10 protein-coding genes are annotated in these 15,379 nt (G+C 59.3%); 3 read left to right on the top strand and 7 right to left on the bottom strand.

Annotation, left to right across the window (positions count from 1 at the left end; genetic code table 11):
• The first annotated feature begins 36 nt into the window (after positions 1 to 36).
• The 3 genes from KI810_RS03195 to KI810_RS03185 are packed head-to-tail and all read left to right on the top strand — an operon-like array spanning position 37 to position 2,548.
• The gene (locus KI810_RS03195) at positions 37 to 675 is read left to right on the top strand and encodes a hypothetical protein (RefSeq protein ID WP_214174019.1); all 639 of its coding nucleotides are present in this window, start codon (positions 37 to 39) and stop codon (positions 673 to 675) included.
• Positions 672 to 1,856 (top strand): ABC transporter permease, encoded by a 1,185-nt coding sequence (locus tag KI810_RS03190; RefSeq protein WP_214174018.1) that lies wholly within the window; start codon positions 672 to 674, stop codon positions 1,854 to 1,856. The genes KI810_RS03195 and KI810_RS03190 overlap by 4 nt, the downstream gene beginning before the upstream one ends.
• Positions 1,853 to 2,548 (top strand): ABC transporter ATP-binding protein, encoded by a 696-nt coding sequence (locus tag KI810_RS03185; protein WP_246525126.1) that lies wholly within the window; start codon positions 1,853 to 1,855, stop codon positions 2,546 to 2,548. The genes KI810_RS03190 and KI810_RS03185 overlap by 4 nt, the downstream gene beginning before the upstream one ends.
• 161 nt (positions 2,549 to 2,709) lie before the next feature.
• On the opposite strand, the gene KI810_RS03180 is transcribed toward KI810_RS03185, so the two are convergent.
• From KI810_RS03180 to KI810_RS03150, 7 genes are all read right to left on the bottom strand, one after another.
• The gene (locus KI810_RS03180; RefSeq protein WP_214174017.1) at positions 2,710 to 2,934 is read right to left on the bottom strand and encodes a hypothetical protein; all 225 of its coding nucleotides are present in this window, start codon (positions 2,932 to 2,934) and stop codon (positions 2,710 to 2,712) included.
• Positions 2,924 to 4,255, bottom strand: a complete 1,332-nt coding sequence (locus KI810_RS03175) for a cytochrome c biogenesis ResB family protein (protein WP_214174016.1) — start codon at positions 4,253 to 4,255, stop codon at positions 2,924 to 2,926. The genes KI810_RS03180 and KI810_RS03175 overlap by 11 nt, the downstream gene beginning before the upstream one ends.
• Before the next feature lie 41 nt (positions 4,256 to 4,296).
• A complete protein-coding gene (locus KI810_RS03170) occupies positions 4,297 to 5,238 on the bottom strand; it encodes a hypothetical protein (protein ID WP_214174015.1) in 942 nt (313 codons plus the stop codon).
• 2 nt (positions 5,239 to 5,240) lie between these two features.
• On the bottom strand, positions 5,241 to 5,777 hold the full coding sequence (locus KI810_RS03165; protein WP_214174014.1) for a hypothetical protein: 537 nt from the start codon (positions 5,775 to 5,777) through the stop codon (positions 5,241 to 5,243).
• The gene (locus KI810_RS03160; protein WP_214174013.1) at positions 5,770 to 7,056 is read right to left on the bottom strand and encodes a rhodanese-like domain-containing protein; all 1,287 of its coding nucleotides are present in this window, start codon (positions 7,054 to 7,056) and stop codon (positions 5,770 to 5,772) included. Before KI810_RS03160 ends, KI810_RS03165 begins: the two co-directional genes overlap by 8 nt.
• 110 nt (positions 7,057 to 7,166) lie before the next feature.
• Positions 7,167 to 10,613 carry a CxxxxCH/CxxCH domain c-type cytochrome gene (locus tag KI810_RS03155; RefSeq protein WP_214174012.1) on the bottom strand — a complete coding sequence of 1,149 codons (3,447 nt, stop codon included), beginning with the start codon at positions 10,611 to 10,613 and terminating at the stop codon, positions 7,167 to 7,169.
• A gap of 28 nt (positions 10,614 to 10,641) precedes the next feature.
• Complete coding sequence (locus tag KI810_RS03150) at positions 10,642 to 15,336, bottom strand: CxxxxCH/CxxCH domain c-type cytochrome (protein WP_214174011.1); 4,695 nt, start codon at positions 15,334 to 15,336, stop codon at positions 10,642 to 10,644.
• Positions 15,337 to 15,379 lie beyond the last annotated feature (43 nt).

The raw sequence follows: 15,379 nt of genomic DNA, 5'->3' as shown, positions 1-15,379 counted from the left end.
GCGCCATGAAGAAGGTGGCGCACCGATGAGGTCAACATGCGTAGTGTCATGATGAAAATCGCCTGCCTCGCCCTGCTGCTGGCGTGCACCTCGCCTCTGCCGGCTCTGGCGGCGGTGGGGTGCGACCTGAACGACCCGGCCCGGGATGTGCCGCGGCTCTTCCCGGAATCGACGAGCTACAAGACGGTCTATTTCTCCATCGCGCAACGGGGTGGCGCCCCCTTCCAGAGAAAGATCGAAAACCGCCTCGGAAACGCGTACATTGCGCTCTACGCCCCGATCGACGTCCCCTACACCCTCTATGAGATCTACCGCGACAAGAAAAAGGTCGGCTACATCCATGGCGTGAACCAGAAAGGGCAGTTCGGCGGCATCCAGGTCTTTGTCGCCCAGGATCTCACCGGCAGGATCAAGACGTTCTACATCCAGAAAATAACCGGCAAGTCGGCCGGCAGATTTCGCGATGCCGCGTTTGCCAGGAAGTTCGTCGGCCTGTCGATCAGGGATTTCGATTCCTACGATCCGGTGAGCGGCAAGGGGACCGGGAGGATTGCCGAGATCGCCAACCCCGCACCCGACATGGTCACCGATTACTACGGCGTGCTTCGCGGCCTCAAGAAAAACCTCGTCCTCATGGATGAATTCGTCTTTTCGATGGAGCGCGGGAAACCATGATCACTCCCTTTCAGGTCGCCTGCAAGAACCTGCTGCGCAAGAAAGTGCGCACCCTTCTCACCCTCGTGGGGATCATGCTCTCCACGTGGGTGCTGGTAAGCCTCTTCGGCTTCAACCGCGGCTACGAGAAGGCCCTGAATCGCGACATCGAAAACATGGGGTATCAGCTCATGGTGATGGCCAAGGGGTGCCCCTACGAGGCGGCCACCATGATGCTCCAGGGGGGGACGGGACTGCGCTACATGGAACAGTCCATGGTAAACGACATCATGGAGGAAGCGGAGGTGGACAAGATCACCCCGATCCTGATGCAGGCCTTCTTCGATCCCAACAAGGGGGAAAGCGGAGGGATTGCCGGCTATTTCGGCGTCGATCCCGACAGCTACCCCGCCATGAAGCCGTTTTTTCGTTTCCGCAGCGGCGGCTGGTTCCGCGACAATTCCGCCGCCGAAGTGGTGATGGGATACGAGGCGGCAGAACTGGAGCAGCGCGAGGTGGGGGACATGACGCTCGTGCCGGAGAAGAACGTCCAGCTCAAGGTCGTGGGTATCCTGGAGCGGACCGGCACCCAGGACGACGGGACGATCTTCGTCCCGCTGAAGACATTGCAGCGGATCGCGGAGATCGACAAGATAACCACCATCGGCATCAAGGTCAAAAAGGACGCCGACATTACGAAACTGGAAAACAAGCTCTACCAGCTCAAGGACGTGCAGGTTGTCAGCTTCAGCCAGGTCAAGCAGACGATCATGAAGCTCATCTCCACCGCCCGGGTCATGGTGCTCTCCATCGCCATAGTCGCCATCCTGATCGCCATGGCCGGCGTGGTGAACACCGTCCTCATGTCCGTCCTGGAACGGATGCCGGAGATCGGCATCCTCAAGACCATGGGGGCCATGCCTGGCGACATCTTCCGCCTGGTCTGGACGGAGACTCTTATTCTCTGCGGTATCGGCGGGGTCGCCGGCATAGGCTTCGCCTTGCTCTTCGCCCGGGGCACCGATCTGCTGGTACGCAGGATACTTCCGTACGCCCCCAGTGGCGGGCTCGTGGTCATCGACGGGGGGCTTGCCCTGCTGACCCTGGGGAGCATCGTTGCCGCGGGGCTGTTGAGCGGCCTCTACCCGGCATGGAAGGCCGGACGGGTGCGACCTCTTGAATCGATCAGGAGGGACGGATGACGACCGAGTCGAAGGTAGTGCTGGAGGCACGGGATTTGACCCGGGTGTACCGCAGGGGGAGCGAGGAAATCCGGGCTGTCGATGGCGTATCACTCGCCATCCGCCGTGGTGAGTTCGTCTCCTTCATGGGGCCGTCCGGTTCCGGCAAGACAACCCTGGTGAACCTGCTCGGCTGCCTCGACAACCCGTCCGCCGGGGAACTGGACCTCGCCGGCAGGGGCATTTTCGGCGGCGGGAAGAAACTGGACGAGCGGGCCCTCACCCGGGTAAGGCGGGAGGTCTTCGGCTACATCTTCCAGAATTTCTATCTTATTCCCACACTCACCGTCCGGGAAAACGTGGCGCTCCCCCTTGCGTTCTACCGCAAGCCAGGGGTGGAAGCGGAGGTGGAGAGGCTTTTGGCGATGCTCGGGATGGAGCACCGGATGGACCACCTGCCGGTGCAGATTTCGGGCGGGGAAATGCAGCGGGTTGCCATCGCGCGTGCGCTGGTGAACCGTCCGGAAATACTCCTGGCCGACGAGCCGACGGGGAATCTCGACACGAAGCGGGCGGGGGAAATAGGAGACATCCTGCAGGACCTCAACCGGAACACCGGTCTCACCATCGTCATGGTGTCACATAACCCTGACCTGGCACGACTCGGGGGACGGCTTGTGGAGATGCGTGACGGCAAGGCGCACGAAATCTGAAGGTGGGTTGAACCAAAGGCACACGAACAGAAAAGGGGGGTTACGGCTCATGCCGTAACCCCCTTTTATTTTTATCAAGGCTCTAGAAGTAAATGCCAGACACCCATAGCCGGCGATATTACAGCTGTATATACGGAGCTGTTATGTTCGTATAGCGTTTTTTACCAATGCTCCGGCAAAACTGCACGCTGGTGCTCCCGGTTGTGAGGCATGATATGAAAAGGGCACGACGTTTCACGCCGTGCCCTTTTCCTTATCCGGTTTCCAATGCGAACAGATAGTTGTTCATCATCGAACTCCGGGGAGATCTGCATCTGCGACCCCTGCTCTACAATCTCGGCGATAATTTCACAGCCATGGAAGGTCTCGGGGCGTTCATGGTTCATGCTCCTGCTCTTCCAGCTTAGCCAACAACGTTGGGAACAAGCGCAGCTGAAATTCCTTCTCGGCAAGCACTCGAAAGAATTCGGCACGCCCCGCCAGGAACAACCGTTGTCCCTCAGCCTCCGAAACGAGTTTTCCCACCACCTCACGCCGGTAGCAGAGCAGTCGGAAGGTAAGTGCCACAATGGCTATGGCAAAACCGGCATAGAGAAATGGCATTCCCCTCCCCTTGACCACAGACAGGGTGACCCATAGGGGCATCTCTTGCATGACCAACAGGTGACTATCAAAGGGAAGAACGCCCCCGGGACGGACGAGCCCGTTGGCCACCTGTCGATTGTAACGGAACACCTGTATCCTGAAAACCGGATTGTGGAATTCCTGACTTATAGAACTGTCCTTCCCTTCCTTCACGACATGGTCCGGGAAAAACGTCACGTCGAACTGGTAACCCGCTAGGGAGAAATGGTCCTGTTTCCCCTGCAGCACCTTCAACTTCACATAGGCACCATCCACCTCGCGGCCAGTCGGGTCATAGATGACCATCAGCGGGGCCACCCCAAAATCGCTATACATGAAAGATGTGCCGTCAGCCGCAACATACGGCTGGTTGGTACGCAGTGTGTGATGTTTGCCGAAATCATCCTGGAGCGTAACGGCAACATCCGTTGCAATCTGCCCGGCAATTGTCGGTAAGATTTGTTCGACGAGGAATGCGCTTTGCGGAAGCTCGCCGATCTTGGGTGGGACTGACCGGGAGACATACTGTGCAATCTCTCCTTTGAACACTTCCCCTTCCGCTAACTCGACGATGCCGGTAAAACGGGCGTAGACAGTAAGCACTACTCCCAACAGGAGGAGGAAGATGCTCAGGTAGAACATAAGGCTTGCCGCCGGAGCGAAACGGTTCTTAATCGCATAGAAGCCTTGTGCAGCGGGGCAGACTGTGTATCCCTGCTGTGCCAGTGCAGCAGTAATCCGCTCTTGGGACGATGGTCCCCTTAGCATGAGACTGGTCTTGTGTGGGTAATGGTTTACCGATTCCGGGTCCGCATAGTTATCGGAAGAGGGATGAATGCTGTCTCTTACAGCAGGCCAGCGCCACCAAGCCACCAATGCCAGATAGAGAAAAAATGTCCCCCAGATTGTAAGGGTAAAGGGAGATGCATAAATTTCCGTCAGACCGAGCGATTCAAGAAAGGCAACCAGCATGGGGGACGACATCTGCCATTCCCGGTAGACCCCGGGTGGGACGACACTTCGCTGCGGAACCCATAGCCCTAAGAGGCTGACGCTTCCGAGTCCCCCGATCAACCAGATCATGACCCATATCAAGCCGAATCTACGAAACCTTTTCAAAAAGTTCATGACCGACGGCTCCTGACCAGCAAGTACCCTCCAGCCCCCCAGAATATCAGACCCGCATACAGCCCCCATAACGGCAGGTGCCTGCTGATGGTAATAAGAACCCACGGCGCAGTATTTTCAAAGGCAAGGGAGTACCCCTCAAAGGACAACCGACCATCCTTGATAAGAGTGGATTCCGCAATCGGCAGTTTGCCCCGCACGACGGCAAGACGGAGTTTATCGTGAGCCCGGGCTCCTCCGGCAGTCGGCATCTCTTTTTGCACCCATTCTCCCGACTCCTGACGCCACGTTATGTGGGAATCACCTTCCCACGTGGCATAAAACCGGTGAGGTAACTCAGCAAACTGGAAGTAGCTGGTATCAGGGCTGTCGGTCAGAAGCTTGATATAAGCACCATCCATCACCTTGTCGCGACCGTTTCGCAAAACCATGAGCGGAGCCTGATCAACCCGCTCGAGCTTAAACGTCAATCCATGCCAATGTAACGGCGTGTTCGGTTCAACCGTATGTTCATAGCCATCCAACAACAGTGACACCTTCCCCGGATACGCCTTGATCCCGCGCGCCATCAGCTGGAAGGTCGGACGTTGCGCCCAAGGCCCTGCACTGACCTTATGGAAAGAGGAGAGGTACTCCTCTTCGCCCAAGGCGGCAGTGGCGGTATAGCGGAAACCGTAGTTCACCCCCCCCTGTACCAGAAAAACAAGAGTTCCTGCCGTAACCAGTGCCAGGGGAAACGAGCGTTGCCAGAATAAGCCGATCACCCTCATCAGAAGGACTGCTGCCAGCAGGATACCAAAAATCCTGCAGGTAGTGCTGTCGAAGGCAACGGTTATCTGCTGCCTGCGGACAAGTACGACCAGTCCTGCCCAGAGTACCATGGGGAACGCAAGGCAGGCGATCAGCAATGGGCTGAAAAAACGATAAAATCGGTCCATGCTCAGTACTTGAACTCCTTCGCATTTGCGGGCCTGACATCATAAGGTTCCCAGCCGCTCACGATCCAGCGGTTCCGGGTCCGTACCAAGTGGTACCGGATACCTATACCCAGCCCCTTGACGGGAGCTGTCAATGCGCGATCCCCGCGCCGCCGGTACGCATAGTTCCATTCCTCGTAGACCACCACATCGACCGAGCGGGGAGAGCGCCAGTCGATATGCGCAACCGCCATTGAGGCGTTGTCGCAAATCAGTATTCTGTCAAGGGCCTGCAAGTGGCCAATGTCCCGGAACAAGCCATGCCTCACCTGCTTCGTTGCCGGCAATTCGTTGAGCAGTTTGGGAACGCCGTCGGAAACGTAGATGTCCGTGAGGATCTTGTTGTACAGGTTGATGGCTTCGGTAATCTCCACCCGCTCGGACCGTTCTCCTCTCACGATAAAGGGGAAAAGCGGTCGGTCGATTGCCATGCCGAGGAAGCTGAAGAGCATCACTGATATGAGCAGACAGAGAATGGGCTTGGGGTTGGCGCTATTCAAGGGAACCATCCTGCCGGTTGGTTACGGGATGGTTGTAGTACCTGGCCTGAAATCCGTTCGCCGTGAGGATGTGCCAGGCAATTCTGGCCCGTCGCCCGGTCTTGCAATAGACGAAAATCTGTTTGTCATTGGGGAGATCGTGAAGCCGCTCCGGAAGCTGGCTGAGAGGCATAATCGCAACACGGGAAGGCATCCTCGCCGGCAGTTCGTCGTGATTGCGCACATCCAACAGGAGGATGCCACTGTCCCGCCTGCCCCATTCCTCCCTGAACTCGCCGGGAGCGACAGCAGCGGGGGCCGGGGGGCGCGGCATTGCTTCAAGGGAGCGGGACAACTCCCCCCGCTGCACACGCTTGCCTGCCGCGCGCCACGCCGCGAGTCCCCCTTCGAGGATCATGACCGGTGCGTCGAAGCGCCGTGTGTAACCGATCATGGAGGCAATCATGGCCTGGAACCAGGAGGAACCGTCATCCATATCGCTTCCGAAGAAGACAAGGGGGTATCCCCCATCGCCCCGAACAAGCAGATCACCACTCAACTTCCCCGGCGGCACGTTCATTGCCCCCGGTATTGACCCCTCCCCTGCCACAGCCGGGGGGCGGCAGTCGATGAATACCACCGGCTCTTTACGCTGCTCCATGCGCTTGAGGTTTTCCATGGTCGTTGCCACGGGATAACCGTCGTACTGCCAGCGCTCCAGCCCCCCGGACAGCACCTTGACCCCTCTGTTCCCTCCCTGCATGAACTTTGCAGCTACCCGTGCCACACGGTCATCGCGCAAATCTGCCCCATACAGGATGATCGGCATCTCCCCGGCACCGTTCGTCAGGGTCAACGGAGTTCCCCCATCCGCCACCCAAACCGCCGTGGGAATGTGCGAAACGGTGAACTTATTCCGTTCCCGCAGATCGATAAGCATGTAGGGAACCCGGTGGTCCATGAATTCGAAGAGTTCGCGACTCGTAACGGCAGGGATTCCCGCTGCCTCCCTTTCAAGCACACGTTCCAGCGATACAGCCGGGACCACCCCCTGACTGGTGGACTCAAATGAAACCGTAATGAGGTCCCCGTCGCGCAAATCGGAAAGTTCCGTGAAGTTCTTCAGTGACGTACCCTGGAGAGCCCGCACAACCCGGTCCGTGTTGCCGTCGCGGATCAACAGGAATCCTTGGGCGTAACTCAGCAGACGCCCTTCAAACCGCCCGGAGCAAAAGGCAGGTGCCGCCTGCAGCAGAAACAGCAGCGTGCCAATACAGGCATATGCTATCGCCCATCTCATGTGATGTCGTAGTTTCATGGTCCGTACCATAGCTGACATCCTGACGTTCTTCCAGAAAAAAACGGAGCATGCCGAAGCATGCCCCGTTGTGGGCAGATACCTTGCCGGTATCAATAGGTCAGTGGCCGGGCATTGTTGGGGGCCTTGGTGGTTGTCGAACGTCCGGCATTATGATGGTCGCAGGCACCAAAGGTGACAGCATCCGTGCTTGAGATGGTATAGCAGCCAATGCTCTGGTCCATCTGCTCCCATTCCACGTCCGGATCGGCCGTAGCCGGGAGGTTATTGGAGATCGGTGAATACCAGCGCATGGAACCGCCGGTTCCCATGAACCGGTAGGTGCGTGATTTCCAGCCCGCCTGCTTGTAAGGATTGTAGAAGTTGTTCACGCCGTGGATGCCACCCAGCTGGTAGCCGCCATGACAGCCGACACAGAACAGCTCGGTGGTGCCCGTCTCGGCAAACACGACGTTGGTGGTGCTCCCCATGGAGGCTATCCCCTTGGTAGCCAACCATCCGGACGAGCAGGCGTCGTTATGGGCGTTGGAATGGCCGGATGTGGAGGCCGCATTATAGGCCGCAGCCGCATGGCAGCGGGCACAGTTGTCAGTGGTACTGGTAGAGGCGATATTTGTAAACGCCGCATCGTTCCCGCTGGAGTTCTGCAGCATATAGAAGCTGTTCTGCGAGCCGTGGGCATTGACCTCGTTCAGGTGACAGTCGGAACAGTGGAGGCTGGTGGTCTCCTGGGCAGTCTGCAAGGCCTGACCATCCTTGGTATTAATGGCGTTCCATCCACCGCTGCCGATGTACGTACCAGCCGACGAGTAGCGCTTCTGGAAGATGCTCAGATTGTGATGACTGGCCCAGCTCTTGCCGCGCAAACCCTGGTAGTTAAAGGCGCCCCGTACGTCGGTTACCCCTCGACCGTTGCGGTAGGTCTTGAGGGCAACCGAGGCCTCTTTGGCATTCTGCTGGGTGTCGGAGGTATTGAACGGAGTCATGGCCCGAGCAACCTTGGTCCCCGGTGTAGAGGTAAGCATGCCGTTGTTGGTGGCGTTCACGGCGATGGTGGATGCGCCACCCTTATTCGGTCCCCACGTGAGCTTGTTGCTTCCTGCGCCGATGTCACGGTTGGTGTTGGTGACGTCCAGTTCAATCCAGACCTGGGTGACGCGGGTGGCCGTGGAAATGGTTGTAGCTTCCACCCCTGCCTCCAGTGCGTTGATGGCGTCAACGGTCCAAGCCACGTTACCGTTGGGGTTTGTAGCCCATGTATTTGAAATGGTGGCGTACGTTGTATTGATTGCCACAGCAGACGCCGACTTGTATGTGGTCGCCCCCGACTTGAGTGCGAGTTTGGCGGTTGCCGTGGTGGCTTCGGAACGGACCAGGGCCTTGACGGTCACCGACGTGATGTTCCACGTCATCCCCTTCCACTTGGAGAGGTCGTCCATGTTTACCGTCATAGTGGCAGCAGCCGTAGTCGTTCGGTCATAGGTGGTATCCGCATCGTTGTCTGAGACGGCATAGTAGTTGGTCACACCGGTGAAGTTCCAGTTGGTGGTGTTGCTGCCGGCGGCATTGGTCAGCAGGACCACGGTGTTGTTCGAGGAGGTGTCGGAATCGTGGCAGCTTACGCAAAAACGGTCCATATCATTGCGCATGATTTGTTGGTTGGCCGCCGACAGGCCACCGATGGTCAGCCGGTTCCATATCCAGCCGGTGGTGTAGTTGTCCACATTGCGCAGGTTGACGTCGGCGTTGCTGTTGGGGGTTCCGGCGTGCTGACCGCTCGTCTTGCCGGTAGCCGTATCTCCCTCCAGGTGGCAGACGATACAGTCCCACTGTTTGACGATCTGAGTGGTAGTGCCGTTGCTTACATGGCGGGAGGCCCGGATAAAGTCGCCGCCGGTCGTCCCTCCCGTTCCGTCGGGGGCGGTGCCGGTCGCGGTGACCTGCCGCCGGTTGCCGAGGGGGGCGTTATGGCAGGAGACGCACGACATGGAAGCTCCCCCCCAGGTAGCGCCCCCGTGGCAGCCGAAGGTACCGGCACAGGTCCCGCCGGCGGGTATGCCAGTTGCCGCGACTGTGCCGGCCGTATAGGTAATGGTCCCTGCCTGGTTGTTCACGTCGTAGGTCGTGTCAACATGGCTGGCGAACCCGGTGGCAGCGATGGTGGTGCCGGTGGCAGTGGTGGTGTAATGGCACTTCTCGCAGGTGAGCGAGCCATGTGCCACGTGGCTGTTGGCCTTGGGAGTACCGTTGGTATAGGAAGGACGACCCGTCGTACTGCCGCTGTCGCCATGGCAGCCGTTGCAGGCGAGGGTAGCGGTCCACCCTGGTGCCGTTACCGGCGCGATGCCGGCACCGGTGTAGGGATAGGTTGTGGGATCAGCAGTTCTCCGGGTTCCCATGGAATGGCAGTAAAGATTGGCACAGGTGCCGGTTGTGTATGTTCCCGTCGCCTGGCTGATAGCCGTTGCTTTGATGGTGGCGGAGAACTTGTAGTCCTTGGCGCCGTTGACATGTTTGGTATAGCCAGTAGTGGCGTTGATGGTCGTGCTGCTGTCGTTGGCCACGGTTTCCGCGTGGCATTCATCGCACTTAAAGTTGTACTGGTCGGTGGCGATGTGGTCGACATGGCTGTCGAAGGGGCCGTTTGCGGTGACGTTGGCCGTCGTGTCGTTCCCCCCATGGCAGGTTACGCAGGTGGCGGAGTTGTAGCCCGATGCCCACGTAATGCTCGTCATCGGAGCGGTGAAAGGAGCGGTGGTGGAGCGCCCCTTGCTGTGGCAGTAGGTGGAGGAGCAGCTCGTGGTGTAGGTGCCGCCGCTCTGGTTGAGCCCGGCAAAGGTGCCGAACTTCCAGTCCCGGGCGCTGTTTACGTGCTTCGAGCCGGCACCGGCGACGATAAGGGTCGTATTGTCGCTGGCGGTTTCGGCATGGCAGGCGCCGCAGTTGTAGGCGGCGTTCAGGCCGTAGCGGTCGGTTGCCAGATGCTCGTAGTGGGCAGATGACAGGGCCGAGGGAGACCCTGCGGCCTGCATGTTCGCCAGGGTGTTCTGCACCCGGTGGCAGGTACCGCAATTGCCCGATGCCGCCGTTCCCCAGGTCGGTGTGGCGTAGGTAGTTGGGGTTGCCTTGCCGTCGCTGTGGCAATAGGTGGAGCAGGTTCCCGGGGTAAAGGTGTTGGCTGCCGGAGGATTGGTGCGGCTGTAGACCCTGCCGGCCCCCTCGCCGTTGAGCGGGCTGTTGATCTGGATGATCCCGTCGGCATGGGCGTAGTTGGTACCGTTATTGGCATGGCACCTGGTGCAGAGAAACCCGTACTGACCTGCCGCCGTACCCGTATGGGTAGTGTGGGAGCCCTGGAAGCGGCCCGCGGGAGTATTGCGTGCCGTCCCGTCAACCGGTGGATTTTCGTGGCAGCCGCTGCAGGTGGTGATGGTTCCCGAAGCAAGTGATTCAACCGGCCGGAACAGCCCCTGGCCCATGGATATAGAGACAAGCAGCGCAAGGGTCAGCACCGGTCTGGTTTGAATGAATTTTCCCATTACTATATTCCTCCCCTGATTTACGCGGCTACCAGGATGGTGTGGTGAAATAGTGACAACTGAGGTTCGAACATGTCTTGGCTGTCGTGGACGAAAGAGTACCACTCACACCGTTGTAGAGCGGGTTCTGTGCCGGGAATGTCGTACCGAACAGCAGGCTGGTACCGGCAGCCGCTCCACCCATCTTGAAGGTTCCGTCACCGAAATTGATCGAGCGTACCGTGCTGCCGCCCATGGAGTGGTTCCCCGTATCATTGGAATGACAGGTACCGCATACCTTTTCCGGGTTTGTCCCGGCCAAGCCGTATGTCTGCCCGGCCGGATCGAGCGCCGTGGCTATGCTAAGCCGCGTCTTGATGTAGTTGATGTGCTTGGCGTGGGCGCCCCACCCTTCGTGTACCGTACCGTCCAGGTAATTCTTGCCCCAGGTGCCACCGGTCCATCTACCGGCAGCATAGGTAGCACCGACCGTGTCATAGTCATGGCAGGAATCGCAGTTGCCGGCACCGTACAGGGTACCATCGATATGGGTGGGACCGCTACCGTTATGATTGTGGCAGCCAGCACAATCGTCGGCGATCGCAATGCCCGTATGGGCGAATGTCGAGGGGGCTGCGGTCGGCGGCGCGCCGTGGCACTTGCCGCAGTTAGTAGCGTTCTTGGCATAGGCGGTCAGGTAGCCCGTTTCGGTCCAGCCCGGTGTCGTGTCGGAACCGCCAGCCAGTTTGCCACCATGGCAGTAGTTGGTGGAACAGGTGCCGGTGACGTATGTCGGCACCAGTGCGCCGCGGCTGCTGACCGAGCCGGTCGTGCCGATGTTCTTGGATAGATCGCTCCAGGCAAAGTCGGTAGCCCCGTTGGCATGCGTGCCGCTGGCCGGTATCGCATGGCAGTCGGTACAGAGTACCTGCCGGTCGCTATAGCCGTTGAAGGTACGGAGGTGGGCATCGTGGGCACCGACCTGGGGATCGTTGGAAACACCGTTGGTGAAGGTGCCGGTCTGACCGGCCACATCCTTGCCCGTCGTCCCGTAGCCGGGTGCTGCCTGCCAGGCCCTGGCGGTGCTGTAGTTGGCAACGGTTGTCGGCTTGCCGTGACACTTGGTGCAGGTGGCATTCGTAGTGTTGGCACCCCAGACAGGTGAGTTTGTGCCGTGGCAGATGGCGGTGGAACAGGTGCCGTACCCGTTGCCGGGGGTTCCCCCCAAGGTGTAGCTGCCGGCAACGTCGATCAGCTGGTTGACGTGGGCCGCGTCGCTGTATGCTGCTGCGCTCGCGCCGGTGTGGCAGTTGCCGCAGTTGGTGTCAAGCGCCAGGTGCTGGGTATGGCTGCCGGTCGTCATCGTCGTCGTTGCATGGCAGCTCCCGCAGGCTGCGGTCCCGCCCCAGGCCGGATTCGTACCGGCGTAGACCGGCGTGGCGCTGAGACCGTCGGCCGACTGGCCCGAACTGTGGCAATAAATCGTGCTGCAACTGCCGAAGCCGTTCCCCGGGGGGTTGATGGCGGACTGGGTATAGCTTCCGCCAGTGCCGAGACCGCTGAATGCAACGTCGATCTTGTAGTCGGCATGCTTGGCGGTCTCGTTGCCGGCGCCGGAATGGCAGGTGGCACAGGCATAGGAGTAGGCGGCATGGATGCTGTGTTTACCCCCGGCGGGTGGATTGCCGTGGCAGTTGGAGGTATCGCAGCTCAGGGGTGCCGCCGTCCCCCAGACGGCCGACGTGGTCGGTGAGGCCACCGCCGAGCCGGTGGCGTTCTGGACCGAGCTGTGGCAGTAGACGGTACAGCTGCCGTAGGGAGCGAGTGCCGCCGTCGAGGAGTTGGCAAAGGTTTTGTACGTGGCGCTGGCACCGAAGCGGTTGTCGCCGGTCGCCAGGTTCCAGTATATCCTGCCGTTCACGTGATTGTTGTTTGCCGGATCGGTTCCATGGCAACTGCTGCACAACAGGGCGAGCTGGCCGGCGCCGTTTGCCGCATGGCGGCCGTGGCTGCCGGCGGTCGGTGCAGTCGCAGCGGTCGTGCCATGGCAGGTGCCGCAGGCGGCCTGGGTCGCTCCGCCGGTCCAGGACGGGGTGGTTATGCTCCCGTTGCTCCCGGTCCAGCCGCCATGGCAGTACAGGTTCGAACAGCTGTTGCTCCCCGCCTGGGTGACCGTCGTGGTCCCGCCGTCACCGGAAACGAAACTGTAGGGAGCGGCGGGGACGAAGCCGTCATAGCTGCCGCCGACCTTGGTGCCACTGAATCCGGGGACGTTGGTTTTGTCCATGGCGAAGCCCATCTGGATGGTGTTGCTCACCGTCGGCATGGTGTTGCCGTTGTGGCAGGTGACGCACTTCATCCCCCTGGCGATGGCGTGCATGTTGTGGGCGCCGGGGCTCGTCGCGCCGGTGGCAGCAGGTTTCCAGGCAAGCCCGGTAGCGGTGCTCCCGTCATTGTCGGCCGTCGTCGGTGGATTGCCGTGGCAGACATCGCAGCCCGCCCGGAAACCGGCATTATGGGGATGGCAGGTGGTACAGTCGCTGTTGTTCTCGTGGGCCAGGCCGCCGGTATTATTGGTGGTGTCGAAGTTGTGGTACTTGTTCTGGCTGTGGCAGGCCTCGCAGATATGGAGTGAAGCGGTATGCCCGCCGGTATCGTTGCCGAACGAGGTCATGGAGTTGAAGACGACGGCACCGCCGGGGAAACTCCCCGATGGAGCGGTGACGGAGGTCCGTACCCGCTTGATGTTGGACGAACCGGCTATATGGCAGGTCTTGCAGTCGAATGCGCCGTACTGCCCGCCCGGGATACCCCAGCTCCCGCCCCACTTGGTGGTGCCGGGGAAACGATTGCTGTTGTGAACAAGGTTGCTGTCGGTCCAGGAGACGAGAGTGACCGGCGCGAGAGTCTGAACCGCGGTTCCGCCGACGATCCCCTCCGCATCCTGATAGGTGACGCGGACGGTATAGGTCTGGCCGACGGTCAGGCCGGTGATGGTCGTGGTAAAGGGACTGGCGGTATGACCCTGGGGATTGGGAGGCCAGACAATAAAGGGGCCCGCCCCCTGTTGGTACTCCACAAGGTATGTGTTGTTTCCATTAATGTCATCGGTGTACGGCATGGTGACACTGATGGATGTCGAACTGGCCTGAACAGCCGTTGCCGTGCCGGCCGTGGTGCCGTTCACGCCTCCGCCAGGCAAGAGGATGCCGTTAACCGTCTGTATCTGAGGATTGGCGCCGGAGAAACCATCGGCGTCATTATAGGTCATTCTGACATCGTAGCTCTCTCCTGGAGTTAAGGAAGTGACAGTAGTGCTGTAGGGGCTTGCCGAGTGGGAAGCATTTGTCACCCAATTGGACCAACTGCCCGAGGAAGACAGCTTGTAGTCAACAGTGTAAGTGTTGCTTGCATTCTGGTCATCGCCGTAAGGCATACTTACGCTAATCGTTGTCGTGCTGGCAGCGGAAGCAGTTGCAACCCCGGGCGTGGTGAAATTATTTACGGGCGTTGCAGTGGTTACGCTGTTGTCGGCGGAGTTCGGACCTGAGCCAGAGACATTCTTGGCAACGACACGGTACCAGTATTTTGTGGTTGGAGCGAGGCCGCTGTCCCCGTAGCTGAGCGCAGCAACATCGGCACCTACCAGGGCAAACGCACCGGGTGCTCCGGCATTGTCGGGCGCCCGGTAGACATCGTAGGTAGCTGCCCCGCCGGTCGGCGCAGTCCAGTTGACTGTCAGGCTGGTATCTGCAACGGAGGTGTATGACGGGGTACCGGGGACGTCCGGCTTGGTAAGTAGTGCCACCTCGGGCGAATAGGGGGATTCGAAGGAATTGGTATCGAGATTTGTTACAGCATAGTAATAGGTTGTGTTCCCTGTCGTAGCCGTATCAGAATAAGACAGAGTGGTTGTATTGGCGAGAAAAGTGCGCGTTCCCGGATTGCTCGTAGTGTCGCGATAAATCTTGTAGGGTGTAGTAGCATGCAGAGCGGGAGAACCGGTGGAGGGGTTCTGGTTGAGCCAGGTCAGGTCCGCATTTTTCGGCGTTGTCGCGTTGGCAGTTGCGGCCAGATTGCCGGGAGAGATGTTGAGATAAACCGCATCTACCGCGCCACCCCCCCATTCCGTATTGTCGGTTTGACACTGCCAGCGCACCAGAACGTTGTATGCAGTGCTCGCCGCAAGGGGGAAGGAGGTGGCTGTGTCAACCGGCCCCTGCCAGGCAGCGTCAGTAACACCGGTTCCCGGATTGGAGATGGTGTAGAGTGTAGTGGTGGAACCGCTGACCAACGCAGCCCCCTGCCACAACTCCAGAGCGATGCTGGAACTGTCAACCGCTGCTTTATAATCCCTCTTGTAACTTCCTCTCAGAATTGCGTTCGTAGCATAGGCAGGGGTTGTGATATTTGCCGAGGTAAGGGTGATATTGGTTGCCTGATTGTTAGCAGTACCGTTCCACTGGCCATAATACCAGTAACTGCCATTAGCCCCCGTGCCAGCGGTGGTATTTCTCTGGAAGGTCTTGGTGCCTCCCGCCGAGCTCGTGCCCCCCTCGGTCCAGTTCTGGGCCAAGTCAGCCGTTGCTCCTGCGGTTTCGAAGCTGGAGTTGGGGCTCTGGTTGAGGGCATCTACCCACTTACCATACATGAATAACGTCGTCAGCAGGGTCATCCCAACCACAAGACCGATTTTTGCAGCCAGATTCATGCCACGCAGTTTTCTTTTCAGTGTTTTGCCCATGACATCCTCAGCACTCTGAAATTTTTCAATCGTAAGAAAATCC

Source organism: Geomobilimonas luticola (genome assembly GCF_018476905.1).
Taxonomy (GTDB): Bacteria; Desulfobacterota; Desulfuromonadia; order Geobacterales; family Geobacteraceae; genus Geomobilimonas; species Geomobilimonas luticola.
The sequence above is the reverse complement of the archived record's forward strand: the minus strand, read 5'-3'. Positions and strand labels throughout refer to the sequence as shown.

Coding starts and splice junctions, on each gene's coding strand:
- KI810_RS03180 (WP_214174017.1), bottom strand. CDS start 2,934: ATGAACCATGAACGCCCCGAGACCTTCCATGGCTGTGAAATTATCGCC.
- KI810_RS03150 (WP_214174011.1), bottom strand. CDS start 15,336: ATGGGCAAAACACTGAAAAGAAAACTGCGTGGCATGAATCTGGCTGCA.
- KI810_RS03195 (WP_214174019.1), top strand. CDS start 37: ATGCGTAGTGTCATGATGAAAATCGCCTGCCTCGCCCTGCTGCTGGCG.
- KI810_RS03175 (WP_214174016.1), bottom strand. CDS start 4,255: ATGATCTGGTTGATCGGGGGACTCGGAAGCGTCAGCCTCTTAGGGCTA.
- KI810_RS03185 (WP_246525126.1), top strand. CDS start 1,853: ATGACGACCGAGTCGAAGGTAGTGCTGGAGGCACGGGATTTGACCCGG.
- KI810_RS03155 (WP_214174012.1), bottom strand. CDS start 10,613: ATGGGAAAATTCATTCAAACCAGACCGGTGCTGACCCTTGCGCTGCTT.
- KI810_RS03160 (WP_214174013.1), bottom strand. CDS start 7,056: ATGAGATGGGCGATAGCATATGCCTGTATTGGCACGCTGCTGTTTCTG.
- KI810_RS03170 (WP_214174015.1), bottom strand. CDS start 5,238: ATGGACCGATTTTATCGTTTTTTCAGCCCATTGCTGATCGCCTGCCTT.
- KI810_RS03190 (WP_214174018.1), top strand. CDS start 672: ATGATCACTCCCTTTCAGGTCGCCTGCAAGAACCTGCTGCGCAAGAAA.